Origin of the sequence: Microcoleus sp. Z1_B2 (assembly GCF_036700325.1) — a bacterium.
Taxonomy (GTDB): Bacteria; Cyanobacteriota; Cyanobacteriia; order Cyanobacteriales; family Microcoleaceae; genus Microcoleus.
Genome location: NZ_JAUBOQ010000004.1, coordinates 178,490 through 195,505, shown reverse-complemented (window position 1 = coordinate 195,505; position 17,016 = coordinate 178,490). Strand labels below are relative to the sequence as shown.

Here is a 17,016-nt window from a genome sequence, read left to right as displayed (position 1 = left end):
ATTAAACCACAGAGGGCACAGAGGACACAGAGAAAGAGAAGAGAGAGATAATAATTCCGATGTCAACGGATTAGATATGACTTGTCCCTAAGCTGTGCACGATATAAATTGTAGAGTCGTTTTGTATTCCCCGAAGTCAGTCATAAAAATTGACGGTAAGATTTAGACATACAACAGCTTACTTCAACAAAAGACTCTCTCTCTTATTGTCTTTTTTTTCTGCTTTATTGTCCTTTTTTTTCTTTTATTTTGTAGGGTTGGACTAACAAATGGTTAAACAAAAGAGAGTTAAACAACAAACAGCAGGCACCCAAAAGATTGTCAACCCCCCGGTTTGGTTAAATCAACTTGGTTACTGGTTTCGCATTGGTTTGACAGTTTTTACCGCCCTGTCGCTATTATTGGGGACAGTTGCTTGCACGAATTCTAGTTCAGCAACAACCGCACCAGCTTCTTGGCAACAAGCTTTGCGAGTCACTCCAAAAGAAACTTTAACCCTAATTGTAAAGGAACACAGCAGCCTTCCAGAACTCAAAGTAGCGGCTGGGCAAAGTGCAGCGGCGGAAGCAATTAAGAGAATGCGAGTGTGGCAAGTTAATGGCTCGGTAGGACGGCTGAACCTTTATGATTTCAATAATTCCACTCTGTGCGGTACAAAAGGCTGCCTTTATGTTGGCTACTTAATTCCTAATGATTCAAGTCAAATGCCAACAGAAGTATTTGCAGCTTATCTCGACCCCCATAAACCGCAAAAAACTCCTTTGTTTAAGGCTGACAGTTCTTCGCACGACGGTTTGCCTTGTCTAGGAGTGAATCAGCTTTCCAAAAAAGGCCGCCGCCAGCTTCAATTTTGCTACGACGGCCTTACCTATCAACTTGCTGACAGCCAGCTTTTCAGTAGTTAGTGTTTAGTAGTCTGCGGGTTCATCGAAGTCAAAATCTTCTTCTGAATCAACCTCAACTTCAACCTCAGCAGCCTCGGAAAATTCATCTAATTCCTCTAATTCTGAGTCGGTTCCTCCTTCAACTTGTGCAATTTTGCGAGGGGGTGACAATTTACCTCGATTTTTGCGGTTAGTTACGCTTTCTGGCAATGCCTGGACTTCAGGTTCCGCACCAGCAGCTATAGCTGGCAACCCGGCATCGCTAGCCTCAATGAAACCAGCAATGTTATTGTGCAGTCCCCAAATCAATTTCTTTTGTGGTTTTTGACCGAGAAATAGCTTGTGAAAATTAGCATCAGTTGGCTGAGTAATGCTGTAAGTTTTGCAGCAAAACGATTTATTTTTGCCTTCCCCTTCTTTGATAGCTCTAAATTCGACATTCAACACTCCCAAAGAGCGCCACTTGTCATTTTTACCGCTGTAATCTCTCCCAAAGCAATCAGCAAATGCCCGTTCCAAATTGCGGTAAAATTCTTCTCTAGCGCTCTTAAAGCTCCAGAGGGCTACATTCTTGAAGCGGACGACAATCGGTACCTGATGCAGGGGTTGGTTTTTGGGATTTAGAAAGATGAGAGCGTGTTCGGAACACACTTCCTGCGTCTTTTTATCGAGGGAATCGCGATATTCGTCGTAAAGCCCAATAAAACTACCTGCTAATTCTCCATTTTCTTCAATATCTTTGTAGCGGATGTACTCAGGCACACAAGCTAATACCAACATTCTCGCTTTTGGGAGCAGTAAGCCGGTCACTTCTTCGCTTAGTTCGACCGTTGTCAATTCCTCAACATTAGGCATTACGTGCCATTCCGCTTTGACAAGCTGGTCGTTCGAGAGCAAAATACCTGCTGGGTTATCGTTAATCACGATTCCATAGGGCAAAGAGGGCTTGCGAGTTTGGTTGTATTCACTGTTGAATAGCTCCGGATCTATCTCGTAATAATCAGCACTCTTGTTCTTTTGCGTGTTGGACTTTCCACTAGAATTCTGTACTGTCTTACTGGGAGATTTCGCGTTATTGCTTCTTACCATTGTTTACCTATTTTTGTAATAATCTCCCCCTTGAGGCGATAGCCGCTATCTGAAACATTTAGTTTTTTTAAGAGCTAAAAAAAATGAACAATTTGCAATTTCTGCCTAAAATTAACAAAGCTACCTTGGTACCAGTGGCAGTTCAAGCTCCTAAACGTTCGTTAACTAGCATAGATTTTGGCGGGTTGTTGGGTCAGTTTATGAAGCCAGAGGGACTGGCAATGTTAGGGCTAATGGCAGGCTTACTTATTGCTTCCAAATTAGTGGGAAACGGGAAGGGTAAAATTACCTCCGGGCGGCTGTGCGGGACGGCTGAAAAATTGGCAGCCACAGGCTCTGCCCTCAAGCAAATGAAAGAAAAAAAACGGCAGCCCGTTACTTTGTGGAGCGGTACGCCGAGTTATTGGTTTAAAGGTTGTCAGGGATTGAGTGCTCGATTGCAAACGCTGCTAGGTGCAAATCCGACGGTTTGGTTTCCCCACGCAGAACGCGGAACTTTAGTCATTGGTGCTCCGGGTTCTGGCAAAACATTCAGCGTCATTGACCGGATGGTTGAAAGTGCATTCCAGCAAGGTTTTCCTGCCATTATTTACGACAAAAAAGGAGACCAGATGAAAGTGCTTACACCCCTTGCAGTGCGCTATGGCTACGATGTGCAAGTGTTTGCGCCAGGGGAAGCTTACAGCGGCACTATCAATCCTCTGGATTTTATGAGAGATGCACAAGATGCAGTAATGGCCGCAGAAATTGGACAAGTTATTGCTCGAAATGCTAGTCCGGGGGAGAGTAAAGGCAATGAGTTTTTTGAGAAAGCAGGCGAGTTGATGGCGAAGGGTTTAGTGCAGTTGGCAAAAAGCAGTCCTTACCCGGATTTAGCTTTTGTGTACGCAATTATTCAACTGCCTGATTTGGTCAAGCGCATCGACCACGCCGTTCACCGACCCGACGGTCATCCCCTCAAAATGGACAGGTGGATTGCCTCTAGTTTTTCGCAGTTATTAAGTTCAAAAGATGCTGAAAAAACCGTGGCGGGCATCAAGGCAACCGCAGAGGCAACCTACTCCAGTTTCATTCAAAAAGATTTGCTGCGGGCATTTATTGGTCGCAGCACCATTCCAATTGCTTTAGAAGGGAAAAAGTGCATTATTTTCAAATTAGATGACCAAAGACGCACTGTAGTGGGGCCGCTGTTAGCTGCTGCTATTCACTTATGTGTGGTGTCTAATTTGAGTCGGGTACGTTCTGACCCATTTTTGTACTGCTTAGACGAGTTTCCATCTCTCAAGTTCGACAGAATGGATCAGTGGGCTAACGAATATCGTTCTGCTGGCGGCGTACCGATTGTTGGCATTCAATCACTCAATCAACTCTATAATCTCTATGGGGATAAAAAAGGGGCTGCGATCGCCAGTGCTCTGTCAACTCATGTCCTCTTCAACCCCGGCGATTTTGAGACAGCCGAGAAATATTCTAAGCGGTACGGGGAAGTGGAAGTGCTGGTAAAAAATCGATCAACCGGCAGCTCGACGGGGCAGCAAACGAGCCGTTCTGTCAACTGGAGCGAACAGTTGCAAAAGAAACCGCTGATTAGTCCTGACGAAATTCTGAGGTTTCCTCAAGGCAAGTGCGTCATCACTTCACCGGCCTACGCAACGGGGACGGAAGCTTTATTTCCCTACCCTCTCAAGATTCCGGTGCGGCCCGGCGACATAAAGCGAGCTAAAGAGTCTGAACAACTGTGGGACAGCAGCATCAGACCGCAGCTTGAAAGGCGGGCGAAAGCTTTGTCAGTAGAGCAGCAGACGGGTAAACTGCTCAATATAGATGAAGAGCTGGATCAGCGGATTCGATTCGCTTACCAATTGCTGCCACATCCGAACGATCCAGAAGAACCCGTGACTGTGGCTGATGTTAAGTCGCCTGTTAATGCTGGTGGTGCGAACAGCGCGGCTGGGAAAATAGCAGTTGGCAATATTCGGAAAAAACTCAAAACTCTGTCCTTTGGTGGCGATAGATGATGGAGCAAACTAAACAATTTTTGGCTGACATTTTGATTGTTGACGATATTCCCGCTAACATTCAACTACTTTCTCAATTGCTAATTGAAAACGGTTACAAAGTCAGGAAGTTGATTAGTGGACAGCGAGCTTTAAAAGCAGTAGAGTTGCAAGCGCCCGACTTGATTTTGCTAGACATAAAAATGCCCGGTATGGATGGTTATGAAGTCTGTCGTCAACTTAAAGCATCTGAAGCTACTTGTGATATCCCTATAATTTTCATCAGCGCTTTAGATGACGTATTTGACAAAGTAAAAGGGTTTGAGGCGGGCGGTGCTGACTACATTATAAAACCTTTTGAGCCTGTTGAAGTGTTAGCGCGGGTATCTGCCCAACTTAAAATGCAGCGCTTGCAGCAGCAACTTCGCTGCGCTAACGTGCAATTGGCTACACAAAATGTTCAGCTCAGCCAGGAAATTCAAGAAAGACAGCAAGCAGAAGCCAATTTAAGAATGCTGTTGCACGCTGTTTCTCACGATTTGCGATCGCCTCTATCAGGAATGTCGCTGCTGCTGCGAAGTCGCCTCAATGATGCTGGCAGTAACATTGCTATTGATAGGCGGACTATGGAGGTTATGGTGCAAAGTTGTTCGCGCCAACTCCAGTTGATTGAGTCACTAACAGCAACACAACAGTTTGATGTAAAAAGTGCTTCTTTAGCCATGAAGCCGCTGTCGCTGCCTGCTTTAGTCCAAAATATTCTTATTGAAAGATTACCAATTCTCAACCAGCATCGAGTCAAGGTTAAGCAGCGTTTTGCAGCAGATTTGCCTTTAGTCAATGCTGATGCCCAGCAGCTATGGCGGGTGTTTGGCAATCTGATCGACAATGCTGTTAAATACAATCAGTCTGGGTTTATTTTGACTGTAGAAGCTCAAAAGGAAGGTGAGATGGTTCGCTGTACGGTTGCAGACAATGGGGCCGGAATTTCTCCTCAGCAATGTGCAAGATTATTCGAGCCTTATACGAGGGGAGTTGGAGTTAGTTTAAGGCAAGGATTGGGATTGGGACTTTACATTTGCAGGCAAATTGTTGAGGCTCACGGCGGAGATATTGGCGTTGATAGCGAATTGGGAAAAGGAGCGAGGTTTTGGTTGACATTGCCAAAGTTTGAAGATTGACAAGCTGTTATAATTTGCTACGCGATAGCTACGCCTCAAAAACCACTTATTTTAGAACAATTAGAAGCTGCATTCCAACGGCTAAACCAGCCCCAAACGCAGTGCTTTAACGGCAGCCTGGGTGCGATCGCTCGCTTCAAATTTAGCTATAATCATCTCTACATGACCTTTGGCGGTGTGGACGCTCATTCCTAGTTGAGCAGCGATTTGTTTATTGCTTTTACCCTCAACTAGCTGCTGCAAAACCTGCATTTCCCGTTCTGTCAGCTTGATGTCGTCATTCGCATAGCTTTCGGGCAGTGGCGTTTTGAGATTTTGTAGCACGCAGTCGGCAATCTTAGGGTCTAGGTAACTGCCACCTTCTTGCACAGTCGTAATCGCTGCTAGAAGTTGTTCTGCGTTAGTGCCTTTAACGCAGTAGCCGTGAGCGCCGCTTGACAAAGCCGCCATTACCTGAGTTGGATTGCTGTGGTGGGTGAGCATCAGGATGCGAGTATGCGGCAGTGCGGCTCTGATTTGCTGCGCGGCTGCAATACCGTCGATTCCGGGTAAGTCAATGTCCATCAGGGCGATGTCTGGTTGGTGTTGCAGTGCAGCACTGACGGCTTCGTTGCCGTTAACAGCTTGTGCGACAACTGTTAAATGGGGTTGGTTATTGAGGATATGCTGTAGACCGAGCTGCATCATCGGGTCATCTTCAACTATCAGGATGGTTTTTAGTTGGCTTGTTTTTGGTTGGGTGGCGGTAGTTGCAGTCACGGCTAAGATTCCTACTACATTTTATCCATAGTCTATTGTTTTTCCTCATATTAAAGAGTGTCATCCTCCTATGGAGAGAAGAAAAGTATTGATTTTTGGGCAATTTCGTCGGAAGGTGGATGTCTCTCGATAGGAGGATGGTAATAAAGTCGATTCTCCCGAGTTTTAGGTGATCAGAAAAATTCTAGTGATGCGGCCCGAAAAGCCCGCGCGAGAGGCTCACACTACCGTTCCCACCACAAATCCAGAAGAGCTATACACAGTCTGAACAGATTATATCGACACTTCGTTGACTTCATCCAAATTGATTTCATCCAAATTGACTTCATCCAAATTGACTTCATCCAAATTGATAGCTGTTGCTACTTTCTTCGGTTGAGGTGTTAGATGACCATTGAGCTTGATAACTGTTTGTTTTCTCTCTCGTTCAATGGTAGTCAAAAGCCAATTTTGAGTGTGTCGGTGTTGCTTGCTGTCCCAGGCAAACAGAACTTTTTCTGCTGGTTGAGTCGGGTGCAGTGCCAAAATAATCAGTTGTAGCTTGTGAGGCTCGATCTCGAAGAATTCGGCAGCTACCCATAACTTAACTCGGTCTTGCCAAGTCAGTACAGGATGGCGAATCGCCCACTCAAATAGTTTGGGCGTCCCTTTGACTAAACCCACATTTGTACGGACTTGTATCACTTTTAATGGAGGAGAAGGGGAAGAATTTTCTTTTGTCACTCCCCTTTTTGTTCGGTCTAGTTTTGTTTGAATTGGAATGTCAACAAACAGTTTTCGCTGCGGTAAAAACAGTGATGGCGATAGTTCTTTGAGCTGGAAAACCCACTGCTGGAACTGGGGGTGACTGTTGAGAATTGGCTCGACAGGTAATCCCATTAAAATTTGCTTGACAAGCAGTTGCAAGCGTTCTTGCAGATAGGAAGGAACAAGAGGTGGCTCTTGTAGTGGGCTAGTATGAATAGTTTGATTGAGGTCGGATAGAGTAAGGAGGTACATTGCTCAGAGCATAAAAGACTGAGCAATAGCGGCGATCGCCAGAAGTCAGGGAGAGTCATTGCTGACAATTTAAGACCGATCGTTGGAGTCAGGAGTCAGGATTCGGATACTTAACAATTCCTCGATCGCTCCGATTTGAGTTTTATAGCCAAAATCCGAGTCAATTCTGATCGTAATTGCTGATTGACAAATGCTTCCTTAACTTAAGTTGTCACCCATTGGGGGGAGTGGGGAATGAGACAGTGATTTTTCCGGCTTCTCAACTGAAAACCGTAAGGGTGCAGGCTGCTTGTTACCAACTATACAAGTTTGGCTAAAAATGCTACTGATGAAGAAATGATATCGGCAATATCATCTGGATCGAGGGAATAAATCTTTGCTAAAACTTCTTTTTTAATTTTTTCAGAGCCTATCCTCTTGCTGCCACTCACCTGACCGATCGCCACCTCATCCAAACCGCGTTGATAAACTGATAAGGATATTTCTCCATCCAAATAAAGTTGCAGAGTCTTGGTACTGCCACCGCTTAACTTTGCCAGTTGCCGAAAGTTCTTAGAATCGGATTCGGGTATCGTTTTTCCTTTTAACCACCGATATACGGTTGAAAAATCTACTCCGATAGCGGACGCTAAAGCGCTTTGAGTCCAGCCTTCTTTCAGCAGCAGCTCGATCAACTGAGTCAGCCGCTTTTGGCGATCGAGTATAAGAGAAGATACAGAGCTAACAGTCACAATTGCTTACCGAAAATTTAGGTTTAAAGTCCTGGGGCACACGGGAACTAACGCCCTTGCGAGACACCGACAAGAGTTTGGCTGAGGATACTCCTCCGAGTGTAAGCCGAGTAGTGGAAAGAGGAAGCCCAAAGAGTGGTCTTGGGAATCCCCGCGCACGAACGCACCCGGAGGATGTCAACTAACGCTTTTACCGTACACTATTTTACTTTCTGCTGCGTTGAAGCCGATACTTTTTCGCTATTTTACGCCCTTTCTACAAAATTTGAGCAATCACAGCCTTAATCGATTACGCAACTACCCTTGCAGTATGCAATACTTAATCTTGCACCGCGCAAGACGGACGGAACATCAATGTCATCCTCCAACACAGTTCGCGGTTCTGATGCACATAACTTCTCTGTTGTTCGCAGCGCTGAACTCACTGCGAGAGTTGCACAGGACTGCCACCTAAACAAAGCCGACGCTAAAGATTTGTCTGCCCACAGCAGTACGCTCACTGATGCTGAAGCATTAGAATTAAGCAGCTTGGAAGCGAAAGTCGAACGGAGCTTGAAAGCTTTCTGGGAAATAGGGCAAGCTTTGCGCCAGATCCGGGATCGCCGCCTCTACCGACAAGACTTCTCGACGTTTGAAGACTATTGCACTAATCGATGGGAAATGTCTCGTCGCTGGGCTTACCAACTGATTGAAGCGGCAACCGTCTATGAAAATGTGCGCCATGGCGCACAAATCCTTCCCGCCAATGAGCGCCAAGTTCGCCCTCTAACAGCACTACCCTCCCAAGAGCAGCCTAGGGCTTGGGCTCAAGCGGTTTCTACTGCTCCGAACGGCAAACTTACGGCTTTTCACGTTGCCCGAGTTGTTGAAGAACACCAGAAAAAAATTTCGAGGAATAAGTCTAACAACGAGAACAGTTCCAAAAACCAACGAACTCAAACAGCCAATCATCCGTCAAACCGTGAAATTTCAGCATCCACTCAAAAGAATGCTGGGGAATTGGGAGCAACATCCAGTCAGAAAGAAACTCCATGCCGAAGCTGCTGGAATTGCTATCATTGCAGTTTTGAGCCTGTTCAAGACGACCCTCACAGTTTTTATTGTCAAAAGCTAGGCAAACTAAGCTTTATTGAGAAAGATGGTAACGAACGAGGATCTAAATGTAAATTGTGGCTCGATCGATGGATCGAGCCAGAGTTAGTCAAAAAGGCAAGACGAGCCCAACGAGATACTTTTACCTTAACTCTACAGCTCCCGATACACCTGCAAGCCCAGATGCAAGATGCGGCTAAAACTCAAGGGCTGGCTGTAGTAGATTGGGCAGCACAAATCCTTCAAGCAGCAGTTGGTAAGTAGTATTGGGCTAGAATTCGTCTAAATTAAACAGCGTAAATTGATGAGGCGATGTTGTCGTATTTCTGGGTCGGCGTTTGCCCTTAACAACTTCTTGAACTACTGGATTTGAGTGAATTGATGTCTGATCATTCAAGTCAATAACTTCTGAGCTTTCTCCTGAACTTATTTCATGTTCGACTGGATAATCAGTATCATTTTTAGCCTGAGATTCGACAGGCTCAAACCACTCATTATACCAGTAAGCAGCGTTTATTGATTGAGGTCTATCGCTACTTAAAGTATTGCCAAGGAGCAAATCAGTTTGACCCAACCACCAAATCGGAACAGCCAGCCAAGGTGAAAACAGATAAAACTGAAACAAAGCGCATTTTAACAGAGTAGGGTCTATATCTTGACCGATACCGCTCAGACAGTAATTCGACTGTGTTAACATTAAAGCACCCGTACCGCAAGCGGGTTCATTGAAGCTGGAAATTCGCTCTGTCTTATCACCACTGACTAACTTAGATATCAACTGACACAAAGCTAAAGGTGTCGGATAAAACCCTGAACTTTTTTGAGCAGTCTTTCCGCAAATTTGGGGTAGCAGCCGGCCCATGTAATCTTCAGGATACAGCATGAGAATTGACAGGTCAAACATCTGATAAAGACGCATTGATGCACCTTCACAGCCGGCAGGTTCTTTGGGTAAAATCTTGTAAGCTGGATGTCCGAATGCGAACAAAACCCAGTCCAAGAAAAACTCCAAATAGTCCCAAGCTGACCAAGTTTTCCATTCTCCATGTTGAGGAATGCAATTGAGAGTGTTATCTAGCATGGCTTCTGCGGTAGGAGAATGCTGCCATTCGATTTGGGGAATCGGTTCTGCTGGCAAAGTTTCCTCAATTACAAATTTGGGTAAAATTTCTGGTTTTCTGTTCTCCAGAATGGCTAGCATTGGCTCCATCTTCCACCGCATCCAGGCATGAGCGGGGACAGCTTGACACAAAGCCCAATAATCCCACCTTCCCCATAAACATCGGTCTATTTGTGCGAGAATTGTTAAAAGCCAGCCCGGCTTTAAATCTCGTTTGAGGTTGGGAATTAAAGCTTGCTTTTTCTTTTGTTGATAGGGTTGATTTCTGAAATGTAACAGCGTTGACTCTCTAATTTTGGAGTCAATGATTGGCAAGACAAGCTTGTTTTTCATGAGTACAAGTCTGAAAAATGCACCCCTAAAAACCGCAGTAGCGGTTCGCACAATTTTATGTTGATGCAAGCAGCGTCTTGTTTAATAAAAACAGTAAAAACAAATTGGGAATAGAGCGTAGCTTTTTTGTTTGAAAAAAGCTACACTCTATTCCCCACTCCCATTTTCCCTATTTCTCTCTCCCCATTCCCATTTCTCAGCCGTCTATTCCACCAATTATTTTGATATTTGAGGAGTTGAAAATGCTTCGCACAGCAGCAGCCCCACCTGCTTGAGTAAAGCTTTGTTACCATCAGGGCATCCCGACTGAATCAAACATTTAGGACAGCCAGAACTGCAAGAACAACTGCGGGCTAACTCAGCAGCCGCATGAGCTAATTGAGGGAGAGAACGAAAAATAGCTTCCGAGGTTCCCGAACCTCCTTCTGCTAAATCGTAAAAGAGTCCTGCATAGTCATTTGCACCTCTCTTCTCTACCAGAAAATTCACATCATTAGGTGAAGCCAAAATAGTCAGAGGTAAAGCTGCTAAAATTTGATGGCCGAAACTGTGAATAGCCAACAAATTCGCGGGGTACTCCCACAACTGCTGGTATCCGGGAGGAATCGGCTGTTGAGACTGAAGCAATTCCTGGCGGGTAGCTGTTACTACGTGTTGCAGATAACATTCAACCGGGGAATTAAAACTAATTTGCAGTACAGGAGTCGCAAATTTGATTTCGTAAGGTTGCTCAAAGTTTACCTCATTAAGAACCGATGTTAGCTCAGCAGAGCGAGTTCTCTTGCCACAAACAGGACAGGCAGTACATTTTGGTAAATGCTCTTTGTAATTGACACACTTTCTATTGAGACAAGTTAACTCGTAATTGCGAGTTAATAATTGATAACCAGTGACGAGTTGGCTAATTTCTCCCCAAACCAGTTCCAGAATAGCTTGAGCTGGAATTGCCTTACTATCCGTTGAATTGGTTTGAACATTTCCTTCAACTTCTGGAATGACCAACGGGATTTGTTGAGGCAAACTCAAATTCTGCTTGAGGCTGGTATGAGTGTGGCTAATCGCTACAGTAAACAGTCGAGTTTCAGGGGTGTTTTGCAAAATAGCTTTGCCATTCAAGAGTGAGCGCGAAGTATAAGTCACCAAACAGCCGTCTGAGTTTTGCGTGCGGTAAATAGCACCAGGAAATACCTCTCGATAAGCAATCTCCGCACTGAGGAGTTCAATCTCTTCTTGAGTCTCCGCATCCACCAGTTGTATCGTGCTAGAACCCGTTCCCCCTCGAAAGTTTACATCTTTATGGGGAAAGCCCTTAGCCCATAATTTATCCCGGCTTCTGTGAAGAACACCTTGCTCAATTAAAGCCGTTGCAATTTGAGGAGCGCTCTTGCCAAAGTAGTGCTTGAGCTTACTGGCAGGAATGCCTGTTTCGACAGCCGCGCACATCAAATGTTTGGCAATATCTATGGGATAATTGGCATTAAAGCTCACCAATTCAGATTCGGCTGACACCAACAATTCAGGGCGCTCGGCAAAATAGTTATCCAAAGGTGATTGTGCAATAGGAATGAAGACAATTAAACCGGAGTTTGCGCGACCAGCCCTGCCAGCCCTCTGCCTAAAAGCTTGCAAGCTTCCCGGCCATCCACTAATAATAGCAAAGTCAAGTTGAGGTAAATCAATTCCTGCTTCGAGAGCGCTAGTGCTGAGGATACACTTAACTGTTCCTGACTGCAAAGAGTTAATAATTTCCATGCGGCGCTCGCTTGTTAAACTGCCGTAGAAAATTGCTACTTGCGACTCAATTCCCGAGTTAGTTTGAGTTACAGCTTCTTGCTTAAAAGTTGCCCACAAGTTCTTAATTGCTTGTCTGCCGTTACCGAAGCAAATTCCGCTTTGCCCTTGCTGCAACAAAAACATAATGATGCGAGCAACATCTGAATTAGCATCATGAGTCGGTTTAGTAACAATTAATTGCCGTTCTGGGACAGCAGCTCCGCTAGAGTTAATCCAAACTAACCGCTCGGGTTCATTGATATTTCGCTTTCGACTTCTACCAGATAGTAACTTCGCTAATTTAACGGGATTGCCAACGGTAGCACTCAACATCAGGAATTGCAGTTTTTGAGAACAACCTCCGCGCTCGTCTACTGCCAATTTTAATCGGCGAATTAAGCTAGCCATGTTAGCTCCGTAAACTCCGTTAAAAGTGTGAGCTTCATCTAGGACAATATAGCGGAGGCGACTTAAAAAGTGCTGCCAAGGCTGACTCCAGTGAACGCCTTTCAGCGCATAGTGAATTAACTCTGGTGTGGCGCTGATTATGCTGGGATTTGCAGCTAATAATTGTTCTCGGGTTTTGGGAGGAGTATCTCCAGTTAGAAGGGCAAGGCGCGGGCGCGCAGGCTCAGGAATCAGTTGGAGCAAATCGGCAAGTTTTTGACTTTGGTCGGCTGTTAAAGCTTTCAAGCCATAAATAGAGAGTGCAGTAAATTGATGTTGGAGAATGCCCTCTAAAATAGGCAAGTACGCACTTAAAGATTTGCCAGAAGCTGTTGCTGTGCTGAGGATGACATCTTTGCCCTGGCGCACGGCTTTGAGTGTTTTAATTTGGTGCGAATAAAGCTGTTGAATGCCTTGGCTGTGCAAAGCAGAAATTATTGAAGGCGGCAAGTCTTGAGGAATTTTGTAGAGCTTAGGAGTTGTAGCAGTCGCGATTGTCTGATAAATAACCTCTTCGCCTAAAAACTCACACAAATCGGCTGTTGCAGTTGGCTGCAAGTGGCTTGCTTCTGGGAAGTTATTTTGGTGAAAATCATGTCTGGCTATTAGTTGGGAAAGAAGGTTGATATAATTGGGAGGCATTGGTCACTCTAAGAATGAATCTTTTCTCTCTTACTACCGATAGGTAGGAAAAAGAACGAGAGAGGAAATTAATAAAAAAACCAACTGGGAGTCGGACTGCTTTTGGTAGGAGTTACAACCTTTTAGAGTTAAGACGATCTTGACAGACTTTACAATTATGCTAGAATAAATTTAATTGATTAAACTAAATGCAATTTATTCCTATTTGAGACTGGTCTTAATTACAAAAAAATCAATAAAGGAGCATTTATTGAGTATGATAGAAAGGGAGAACATCATGCAATTAAGTCAGGCTATTGTCAATGAATTTCAGCCAGAAAAAATTATTTTATTTGGCTCCTATGCTTATGGAAACCCTCAAAATGACTCGGATGTAGATATGCTAGTGATTTTGCCATACAAAGGGAGCAATTTTCGCAAAACTTGGGAAATTTTAAATAAAGTTCAACCAAAGTTTGCCATAGATTTGTTAGTGCGAACTCCTGTAGAGATTGAGCAACGCCTAGCCTGGAATGATTTTTTCTTGCGAGAAATTATAGAAAAAGGAAAGGTGATTTATGAATCCGCTAACAGTTGAATGGGTTGATAAAGCTGAAGGGGATTTTACTACGGCTTTGCGGGAATTACGAGCGAGGAAATCTCCCAACTATGATGCGGCGTGTTTTCACGCTCAACAATGTGTTGAGAAATATCTAATGCTACTATTATACCTCATCATCCGCAAGCGATCGCACCCGGTCGCTAATTCAGAGATAATTTACGCTTAGAAACAACGCAGTCTTGCAAATAAAGATTAATTAGTTCCTGGGAAGATATACCTTTTTCCTGAGCCATTGTTTCAAAATATTCAATCACATCAATTCCCAGAGAAATCGCGATCTGTTTTTTTAACTGTTTAGCAAAAGGATTCGGTCTTTTTTTCATTTTTGACAGATCGTATTCCGGTTCCATTTGTTGATTAATTTTGTTTTTTTGCTCATCCCACTGAAAGGTTATTTTATTCATTCTGCCAAAAGGTCATTTATTAGCCAGTCAATCGATTTTAGATTTTAGATTTTAGATTGACTTTCATTCCCTGATTTTGGGGTAGCCACTTGGAAGCTGATTAGCCCGATAGTGGAAGTGATGAAATCATTGTCATTTTAGCCAATTAATACTATAATATAGATATAGCTGATTGATGATTTACAGAAAACCGGGTTTCTTCAAGAAACCCGGTTTCTAAGGATAATCCCATGCCTAATATCAATTCAAATTCCCAGGAGCAAAACCTAGAACTGAATAATGCCGAAGTAATTTTCTATCCCGGCCTATTTCAACCTCCAGAAAGTCAGCAACTCTTTACCGAATTATTGAATCAAATAGCCTGGAAAGAAGAACCGATAAAAATCTTTGGCAAATCGGTGCTTCAGCCTCGGTTAACCGCTTATTATGGAACTCAGGCTTATACCTATTCCGGTGTGACCATGCAGCCCTTACCCTGGAATGAACCGCTATTACAAATCAAAGAAAAAATCGAGCCTTTAGTTAATACTCAGTTTAATGGAGTTATGCTGAATTTATATCGCAATGGTCAAGATTATATCGGCTGGCATAGTGATGATGAAAAGGACTTAGCCAAAGGTTCGGTAATTGGTTCTCTCAGCTTGGGAGAAACCAGGCGTTTTATCTTTAGACGTAGGGACGATCATCAAAACAAAATTGAACTGAATTTAAGTGATGGTGATTTTTTGGTGATGGGGAGTGGTACTCAGAAGTTTTGGCAGCATCATGTCCCGAAAACGGCTAAATCGACTCAGCCCAGAATTAATCTAACTTTTCGGGTGATTAAATAAATTAATGTGAGAAACCCGGTTTCTTCCCTAAAATTCCTCTAACCAAGTTTGAATTACTCCTAACAAATTATCCTGACTGGGGGGAAAACCGCGCAGAGGTGCTTCGAGGGGTTCATCGGTTATCCAGATAATGTGCAAACCCAGTTTAGTATCGGCGATTTTGCGATAGCAGGTGAGGAGTGGGGGATGAGGGTAACAGTCGTGTAGAATTAGGGCAAGGTGGGGTTTTTGCAGTTGGCGTTTTACGGTGATAATCTGTTGTTTGAGTTGGGCAAAGTTGCTAACAGTGGGGATGTCTGTATCGGGAAGTGCGAGGGAGTAAATTAGGGTGCAAAGTTCTTGACAAATAGTGCTGGGTTCTGTTTCATCGGCTAGAGATTGAATGTTGAGAGGTAGGGGTAAGTTTGGTATTAAAATATGGGGCGATTTAAGTGTTTCCATAAAATTTTCCAGATGTTGCTTTTTTCACTATGCCATGCCATATAGAATTCTGGATAAGTGAGGTTTTGGGAGCAATACCAAGTAATTTGGTAGAAAAATTCCTTATGGTAGAAAAATCTTGAGGTTAAATTAAATTTCAGGGCAGAAACCACTTGGTTATATTGCTGTTTAGTTGCAATAATTTTACCCAAACTATTGGCAATTCTCTGACGGGTATCTTCATCAGAAGTTTCATCCAGCAGTTGGATTAAACGGTTGATCGCCCCCTCATTTCCCACTGCTATATTACCCAAACTCTCGGCAATTATCTTACGGATATAATAATCAGAAGTTTCATTAAGCAGCAGGATCAAACGGTTGATTACCTCCTCATTTCCCACTGCTATATTACCCAAACTATCGGCAATTATCTTACGGATATAATAATCAGAATATTTATCGAGCAGTAGGATTAAACGGTTGAGTGCCCCTTCATTTCCCACTGCTATTTTACCCAAACTCTCGGCAACTCTCCAACGGTTATTTTTGTCAATTTCATCAAGCAGTAGGATTAAACGGTTGAGTGCCCCTTCATTTCCCACTGCTATATTACCCAAACTATTAGCAACTTTTCTACGGGTATATCCATCAGAAGTTTCATCCAGCAGTAGGATTAAACGGTTGATCGTTCCCTCATTTCCCACTGCTATATTACCCAAACTATTGGCAATTATCTGACGGGTATCTTCATCAGAAGTTTCATCCAGCATTAGGATTAAACGGTTGATTACCTCCTCATTTCCCACTGCTATATTAGCAAAAATATTGGCAACACTCTGACGGATATATTCATCAGAAGTTTTATCGAGCAGCAGGATTAAACGGTTGATTACCTCCTCATTTCCCACTACTATATTACCCAAACTATCGGCAACTTCCCTACGGATATATTTATCAGAAGTTTCATTGAGCAGCAGGATTAAACAGTTGATTACCTCCTCATTTCCCACTGCTATATTACCCAAAATATCAGCAACTTTTCTACGGGTATATCCATCAGAAGTTTCCTCCAACAGTAGGATTAAACGGTTGATTGCCTCCTCATTTGCCACTGCTATTTTACCCAAACTATCGGCAACACTATCATGGGTATTATAATGAGAATATTTATCCAACAGCAGGATTAAACGGTTGATTGCCCCCTCATTTCCCACTGCTATATTAGCAAAAATATCGGCAACACTCTGACGGGTATATTCATCAGAAGTTTTATCGAGCAGTAGGATTAAACGGTTGATCGCTCCCTCATTTCCTACCGCGATTTTACCCAAAATATCAGCAACTCTCCCACGGTTATAAAAACCAGAAGTTTCATCCAGCAGTAGGATTAAACGGTTAATCGTCCCCTCATTTCCCACTGCTATTTTACCTAAACTCTCGGTAACACTCTCATGGGTATAATAATCAGAAATTTCATCCAGCAGTAGAATTAAACGGTTGATTGCTCCCTCATTTCCCACTGCTATATTACCCAAACTCTCGGTAACTTTTCTACGGGTATCTTTATCATAAGTTTCATCGAGCAGTAAGATTAAACGGTTGATTACCTCCTCATTTCCCACTGCTATATTACCCAAACTCTCGGTAACTTTTCTACGGGTATCTTCATCATAAGTTTCATCGAGCAGTAAGATTAAACGGTTGATTACCTCCT

General features: G+C 43.6%; 16 protein-coding genes. 7 read left to right on the top strand and 9 right to left on the bottom strand.

Annotated elements, in window-relative coordinates:
* Positions 1 to 269: 269 nt before the first annotated feature.
* On the top strand, positions 270 to 905 hold the full coding sequence (locus tag QT984_RS03865; protein WP_333232361.1) for a hypothetical protein: 636 nt from the start codon (positions 270 to 272) through the stop codon (positions 903 to 905).
* 3 nt (positions 906 to 908) lie between these two features.
* On the opposite strand, the gene QT984_RS03860 is transcribed toward QT984_RS03865, so the two are convergent.
* The gene (locus QT984_RS03860) at positions 909 to 1,973 is read right to left on the bottom strand and encodes a DUF5895 domain-containing protein (protein WP_333232359.1); all 1,065 of its coding nucleotides are present in this window, start codon (positions 1,971 to 1,973) and stop codon (positions 909 to 911) included.
* 83 nt (positions 1,974 to 2,056) lie between these two features.
* On the opposite strand from QT984_RS03860, the gene QT984_RS03855 reads away from it, so the two are divergent.
* On the top strand, positions 2,057 to 3,991 hold the full coding sequence (locus QT984_RS03855) for a type IV secretion system DNA-binding domain-containing protein (protein WP_333373227.1): 1,935 nt from the start codon (positions 2,057 to 2,059) through the stop codon (positions 3,989 to 3,991).
* Positions 3,988 to 5,151: a hybrid sensor histidine kinase/response regulator gene (locus QT984_RS03850; RefSeq protein WP_333373224.1), complete on the top strand. Its 1,164-nt coding sequence runs from the start codon at positions 3,988 to 3,990 to the stop codon at positions 5,149 to 5,151. Before QT984_RS03855 ends, QT984_RS03850 begins: the two co-directional genes overlap by 4 nt.
* A gap of 81 nt (positions 5,152 to 5,232) precedes the next feature.
* Here the strand turns inward: QT984_RS03850 and QT984_RS03845 are convergent, their stop codons facing one another.
* The 3 genes from QT984_RS03845 to QT984_RS03835 form a co-directional block, all read right to left on the bottom strand.
* Positions 5,233 to 5,910, bottom strand: a complete 678-nt coding sequence (locus QT984_RS03845) for a response regulator transcription factor (protein ID WP_333232353.1) — start codon at positions 5,908 to 5,910, stop codon at positions 5,233 to 5,235.
* 273 nt (positions 5,911 to 6,183) lie between these two features.
* Positions 6,184 to 6,909 (bottom strand): hypothetical protein, encoded by a 726-nt coding sequence (locus tag QT984_RS03840; protein ID WP_333373221.1) that lies wholly within the window; start codon positions 6,907 to 6,909, stop codon positions 6,184 to 6,186.
* 299 nt (positions 6,910 to 7,208) lie between these two features.
* Entirely contained in the window at positions 7,209 to 7,640 is a 432-nt protein-coding gene (locus QT984_RS03835; protein WP_193975537.1) for a helix-turn-helix domain-containing protein, read from the bottom strand.
* 354 nt (positions 7,641 to 7,994) lie between these two features.
* Here QT984_RS03835 and QT984_RS03830 point away from each other — a divergent pair, with 354 nt between their 5' ends.
* Positions 7,995 to 8,996 carry a hypothetical protein gene (locus QT984_RS03830; protein WP_333373218.1) on the top strand — a complete coding sequence of 334 codons (1,002 nt, stop codon included), beginning with the start codon at positions 7,995 to 7,997 and terminating at the stop codon, positions 8,994 to 8,996.
* Positions 8,997 to 9,003: 7 nt separating this feature from the next.
* On the opposite strand, the gene QT984_RS03825 is transcribed toward QT984_RS03830, so the two are convergent.
* Positions 9,004 to 10,185 (bottom strand): hypothetical protein, encoded by a 1,182-nt coding sequence (locus tag QT984_RS03825; RefSeq protein WP_333373215.1) that lies wholly within the window; start codon positions 10,183 to 10,185, stop codon positions 9,004 to 9,006.
* 216 nt (positions 10,186 to 10,401) lie between these two features.
* A complete protein-coding gene (locus QT984_RS03820; RefSeq protein ID WP_333373211.1) occupies positions 10,402 to 13,047 on the bottom strand; it encodes a DEAD/DEAH box helicase in 2,646 nt (881 codons plus the stop codon).
* A gap of 277 nt (positions 13,048 to 13,324) precedes the next feature.
* Between QT984_RS03820 and QT984_RS03815 the strand changes: the two genes are divergently transcribed.
* Together QT984_RS03815 and QT984_RS03810 are read left to right on the top strand one after the other, a co-directional pair.
* Positions 13,325 to 13,624, top strand: coding sequence for a nucleotidyltransferase domain-containing protein (locus QT984_RS03815; RefSeq protein ID WP_333151651.1), 300 nt, complete (start codon positions 13,325 to 13,327; stop codon positions 13,622 to 13,624).
* Positions 13,605 to 13,814 carry a HEPN domain-containing protein gene (locus QT984_RS03810; protein WP_333151648.1) on the top strand — a complete coding sequence of 70 codons (210 nt, stop codon included), beginning with the start codon at positions 13,605 to 13,607 and terminating at the stop codon, positions 13,812 to 13,814. Before QT984_RS03815 ends, QT984_RS03810 begins: the two co-directional genes overlap by 20 nt.
* On the opposite strand, the gene QT984_RS03805 is transcribed toward QT984_RS03810, so the two are convergent.
* Positions 13,789 to 14,052: an antitoxin gene (locus QT984_RS03805; RefSeq protein ID WP_333151646.1), complete on the bottom strand. Its 264-nt coding sequence runs from the start codon at positions 14,050 to 14,052 to the stop codon at positions 13,789 to 13,791. The two genes, QT984_RS03810 and QT984_RS03805, sit on opposite strands and share 26 nt — an antisense overlap.
* A gap of 230 nt (positions 14,053 to 14,282) precedes the next feature.
* Between QT984_RS03805 and QT984_RS03800 the strand changes: the two genes are divergently transcribed.
* Entirely contained in the window at positions 14,283 to 14,882 is a 600-nt protein-coding gene (locus tag QT984_RS03800) for an alpha-ketoglutarate-dependent dioxygenase AlkB (RefSeq protein ID WP_333151644.1), read from the top strand.
* A gap of 27 nt (positions 14,883 to 14,909) precedes the next feature.
* Here the strand turns inward: QT984_RS03800 and QT984_RS03795 are convergent, their stop codons facing one another.
* Positions 14,910 to 15,323 (bottom strand): NACHT C-terminal alpha/beta 1 domain-containing protein, encoded by a 414-nt coding sequence (locus QT984_RS03795; RefSeq protein WP_333151643.1) that lies wholly within the window; start codon positions 15,321 to 15,323, stop codon positions 14,910 to 14,912.
* On the bottom strand, positions 15,293 to 16,996 hold the full coding sequence (locus QT984_RS03790) for a HEAT repeat domain-containing protein (RefSeq protein ID WP_333373231.1): 1,704 nt from the start codon (positions 16,994 to 16,996) through the stop codon (positions 15,293 to 15,295). The genes QT984_RS03795 and QT984_RS03790 overlap by 31 nt, the downstream gene beginning before the upstream one ends.
* Positions 16,997 to 17,016 lie beyond the last annotated feature (20 nt).

What these genes read in the sequence shown, in the direction of transcription:
- QT984_RS03865 (WP_333232361.1), top strand. Translation starts at nt 270, where the DNA reads ATGGTTAAACAAAAGAGAGTTAAACAACAAACAGCAGGCACCCAAAAG.
- QT984_RS03860 (WP_333232359.1), bottom strand. Translation starts at nt 1,973, where the DNA reads ATGGTAAGAAGCAATAACGCGAAATCTCCCAGTAAGACAGTACAGAAT.
- QT984_RS03855 (WP_333373227.1), top strand. Translation starts at nt 2,057, where the DNA reads ATGAACAATTTGCAATTTCTGCCTAAAATTAACAAAGCTACCTTGGTA.
- QT984_RS03850 (WP_333373224.1), top strand. Translation starts at nt 3,988, where the DNA reads ATGATGGAGCAAACTAAACAATTTTTGGCTGACATTTTGATTGTTGAC.
- QT984_RS03840 (WP_333373221.1), bottom strand. Translation starts at nt 6,909, where the DNA reads ATGTACCTCCTTACTCTATCCGACCTCAATCAAACTATTCATACTAGC.
- QT984_RS03830 (WP_333373218.1), top strand. Translation starts at nt 7,995, where the DNA reads ATGTCATCCTCCAACACAGTTCGCGGTTCTGATGCACATAACTTCTCT.
- QT984_RS03825 (WP_333373215.1), bottom strand. Translation starts at nt 10,185, where the DNA reads ATGAAAAACAAGCTTGTCTTGCCAATCATTGACTCCAAAATTAGAGAG.
- QT984_RS03820 (WP_333373211.1), bottom strand. Translation starts at nt 13,047, where the DNA reads ATGCCTCCCAATTATATCAACCTTCTTTCCCAACTAATAGCCAGACAT.
- QT984_RS03815 (WP_333151651.1), top strand. Translation starts at nt 13,325, where the DNA reads ATGCAATTAAGTCAGGCTATTGTCAATGAATTTCAGCCAGAAAAAATT.
- QT984_RS03810 (WP_333151648.1), top strand. Translation starts at nt 13,605, where the DNA reads ATGAATCCGCTAACAGTTGAATGGGTTGATAAAGCTGAAGGGGATTTT.
- QT984_RS03805 (WP_333151646.1), bottom strand. Translation starts at nt 14,052, where the DNA reads ATGAATAAAATAACCTTTCAGTGGGATGAGCAAAAAAACAAAATTAAT.
- QT984_RS03800 (WP_333151644.1), top strand. Translation starts at nt 14,283, where the DNA reads ATGCCTAATATCAATTCAAATTCCCAGGAGCAAAACCTAGAACTGAAT.
- QT984_RS03795 (WP_333151643.1), bottom strand. Translation starts at nt 15,323, where the DNA reads ATGGAAACACTTAAATCGCCCCATATTTTAATACCAAACTTACCCCTA.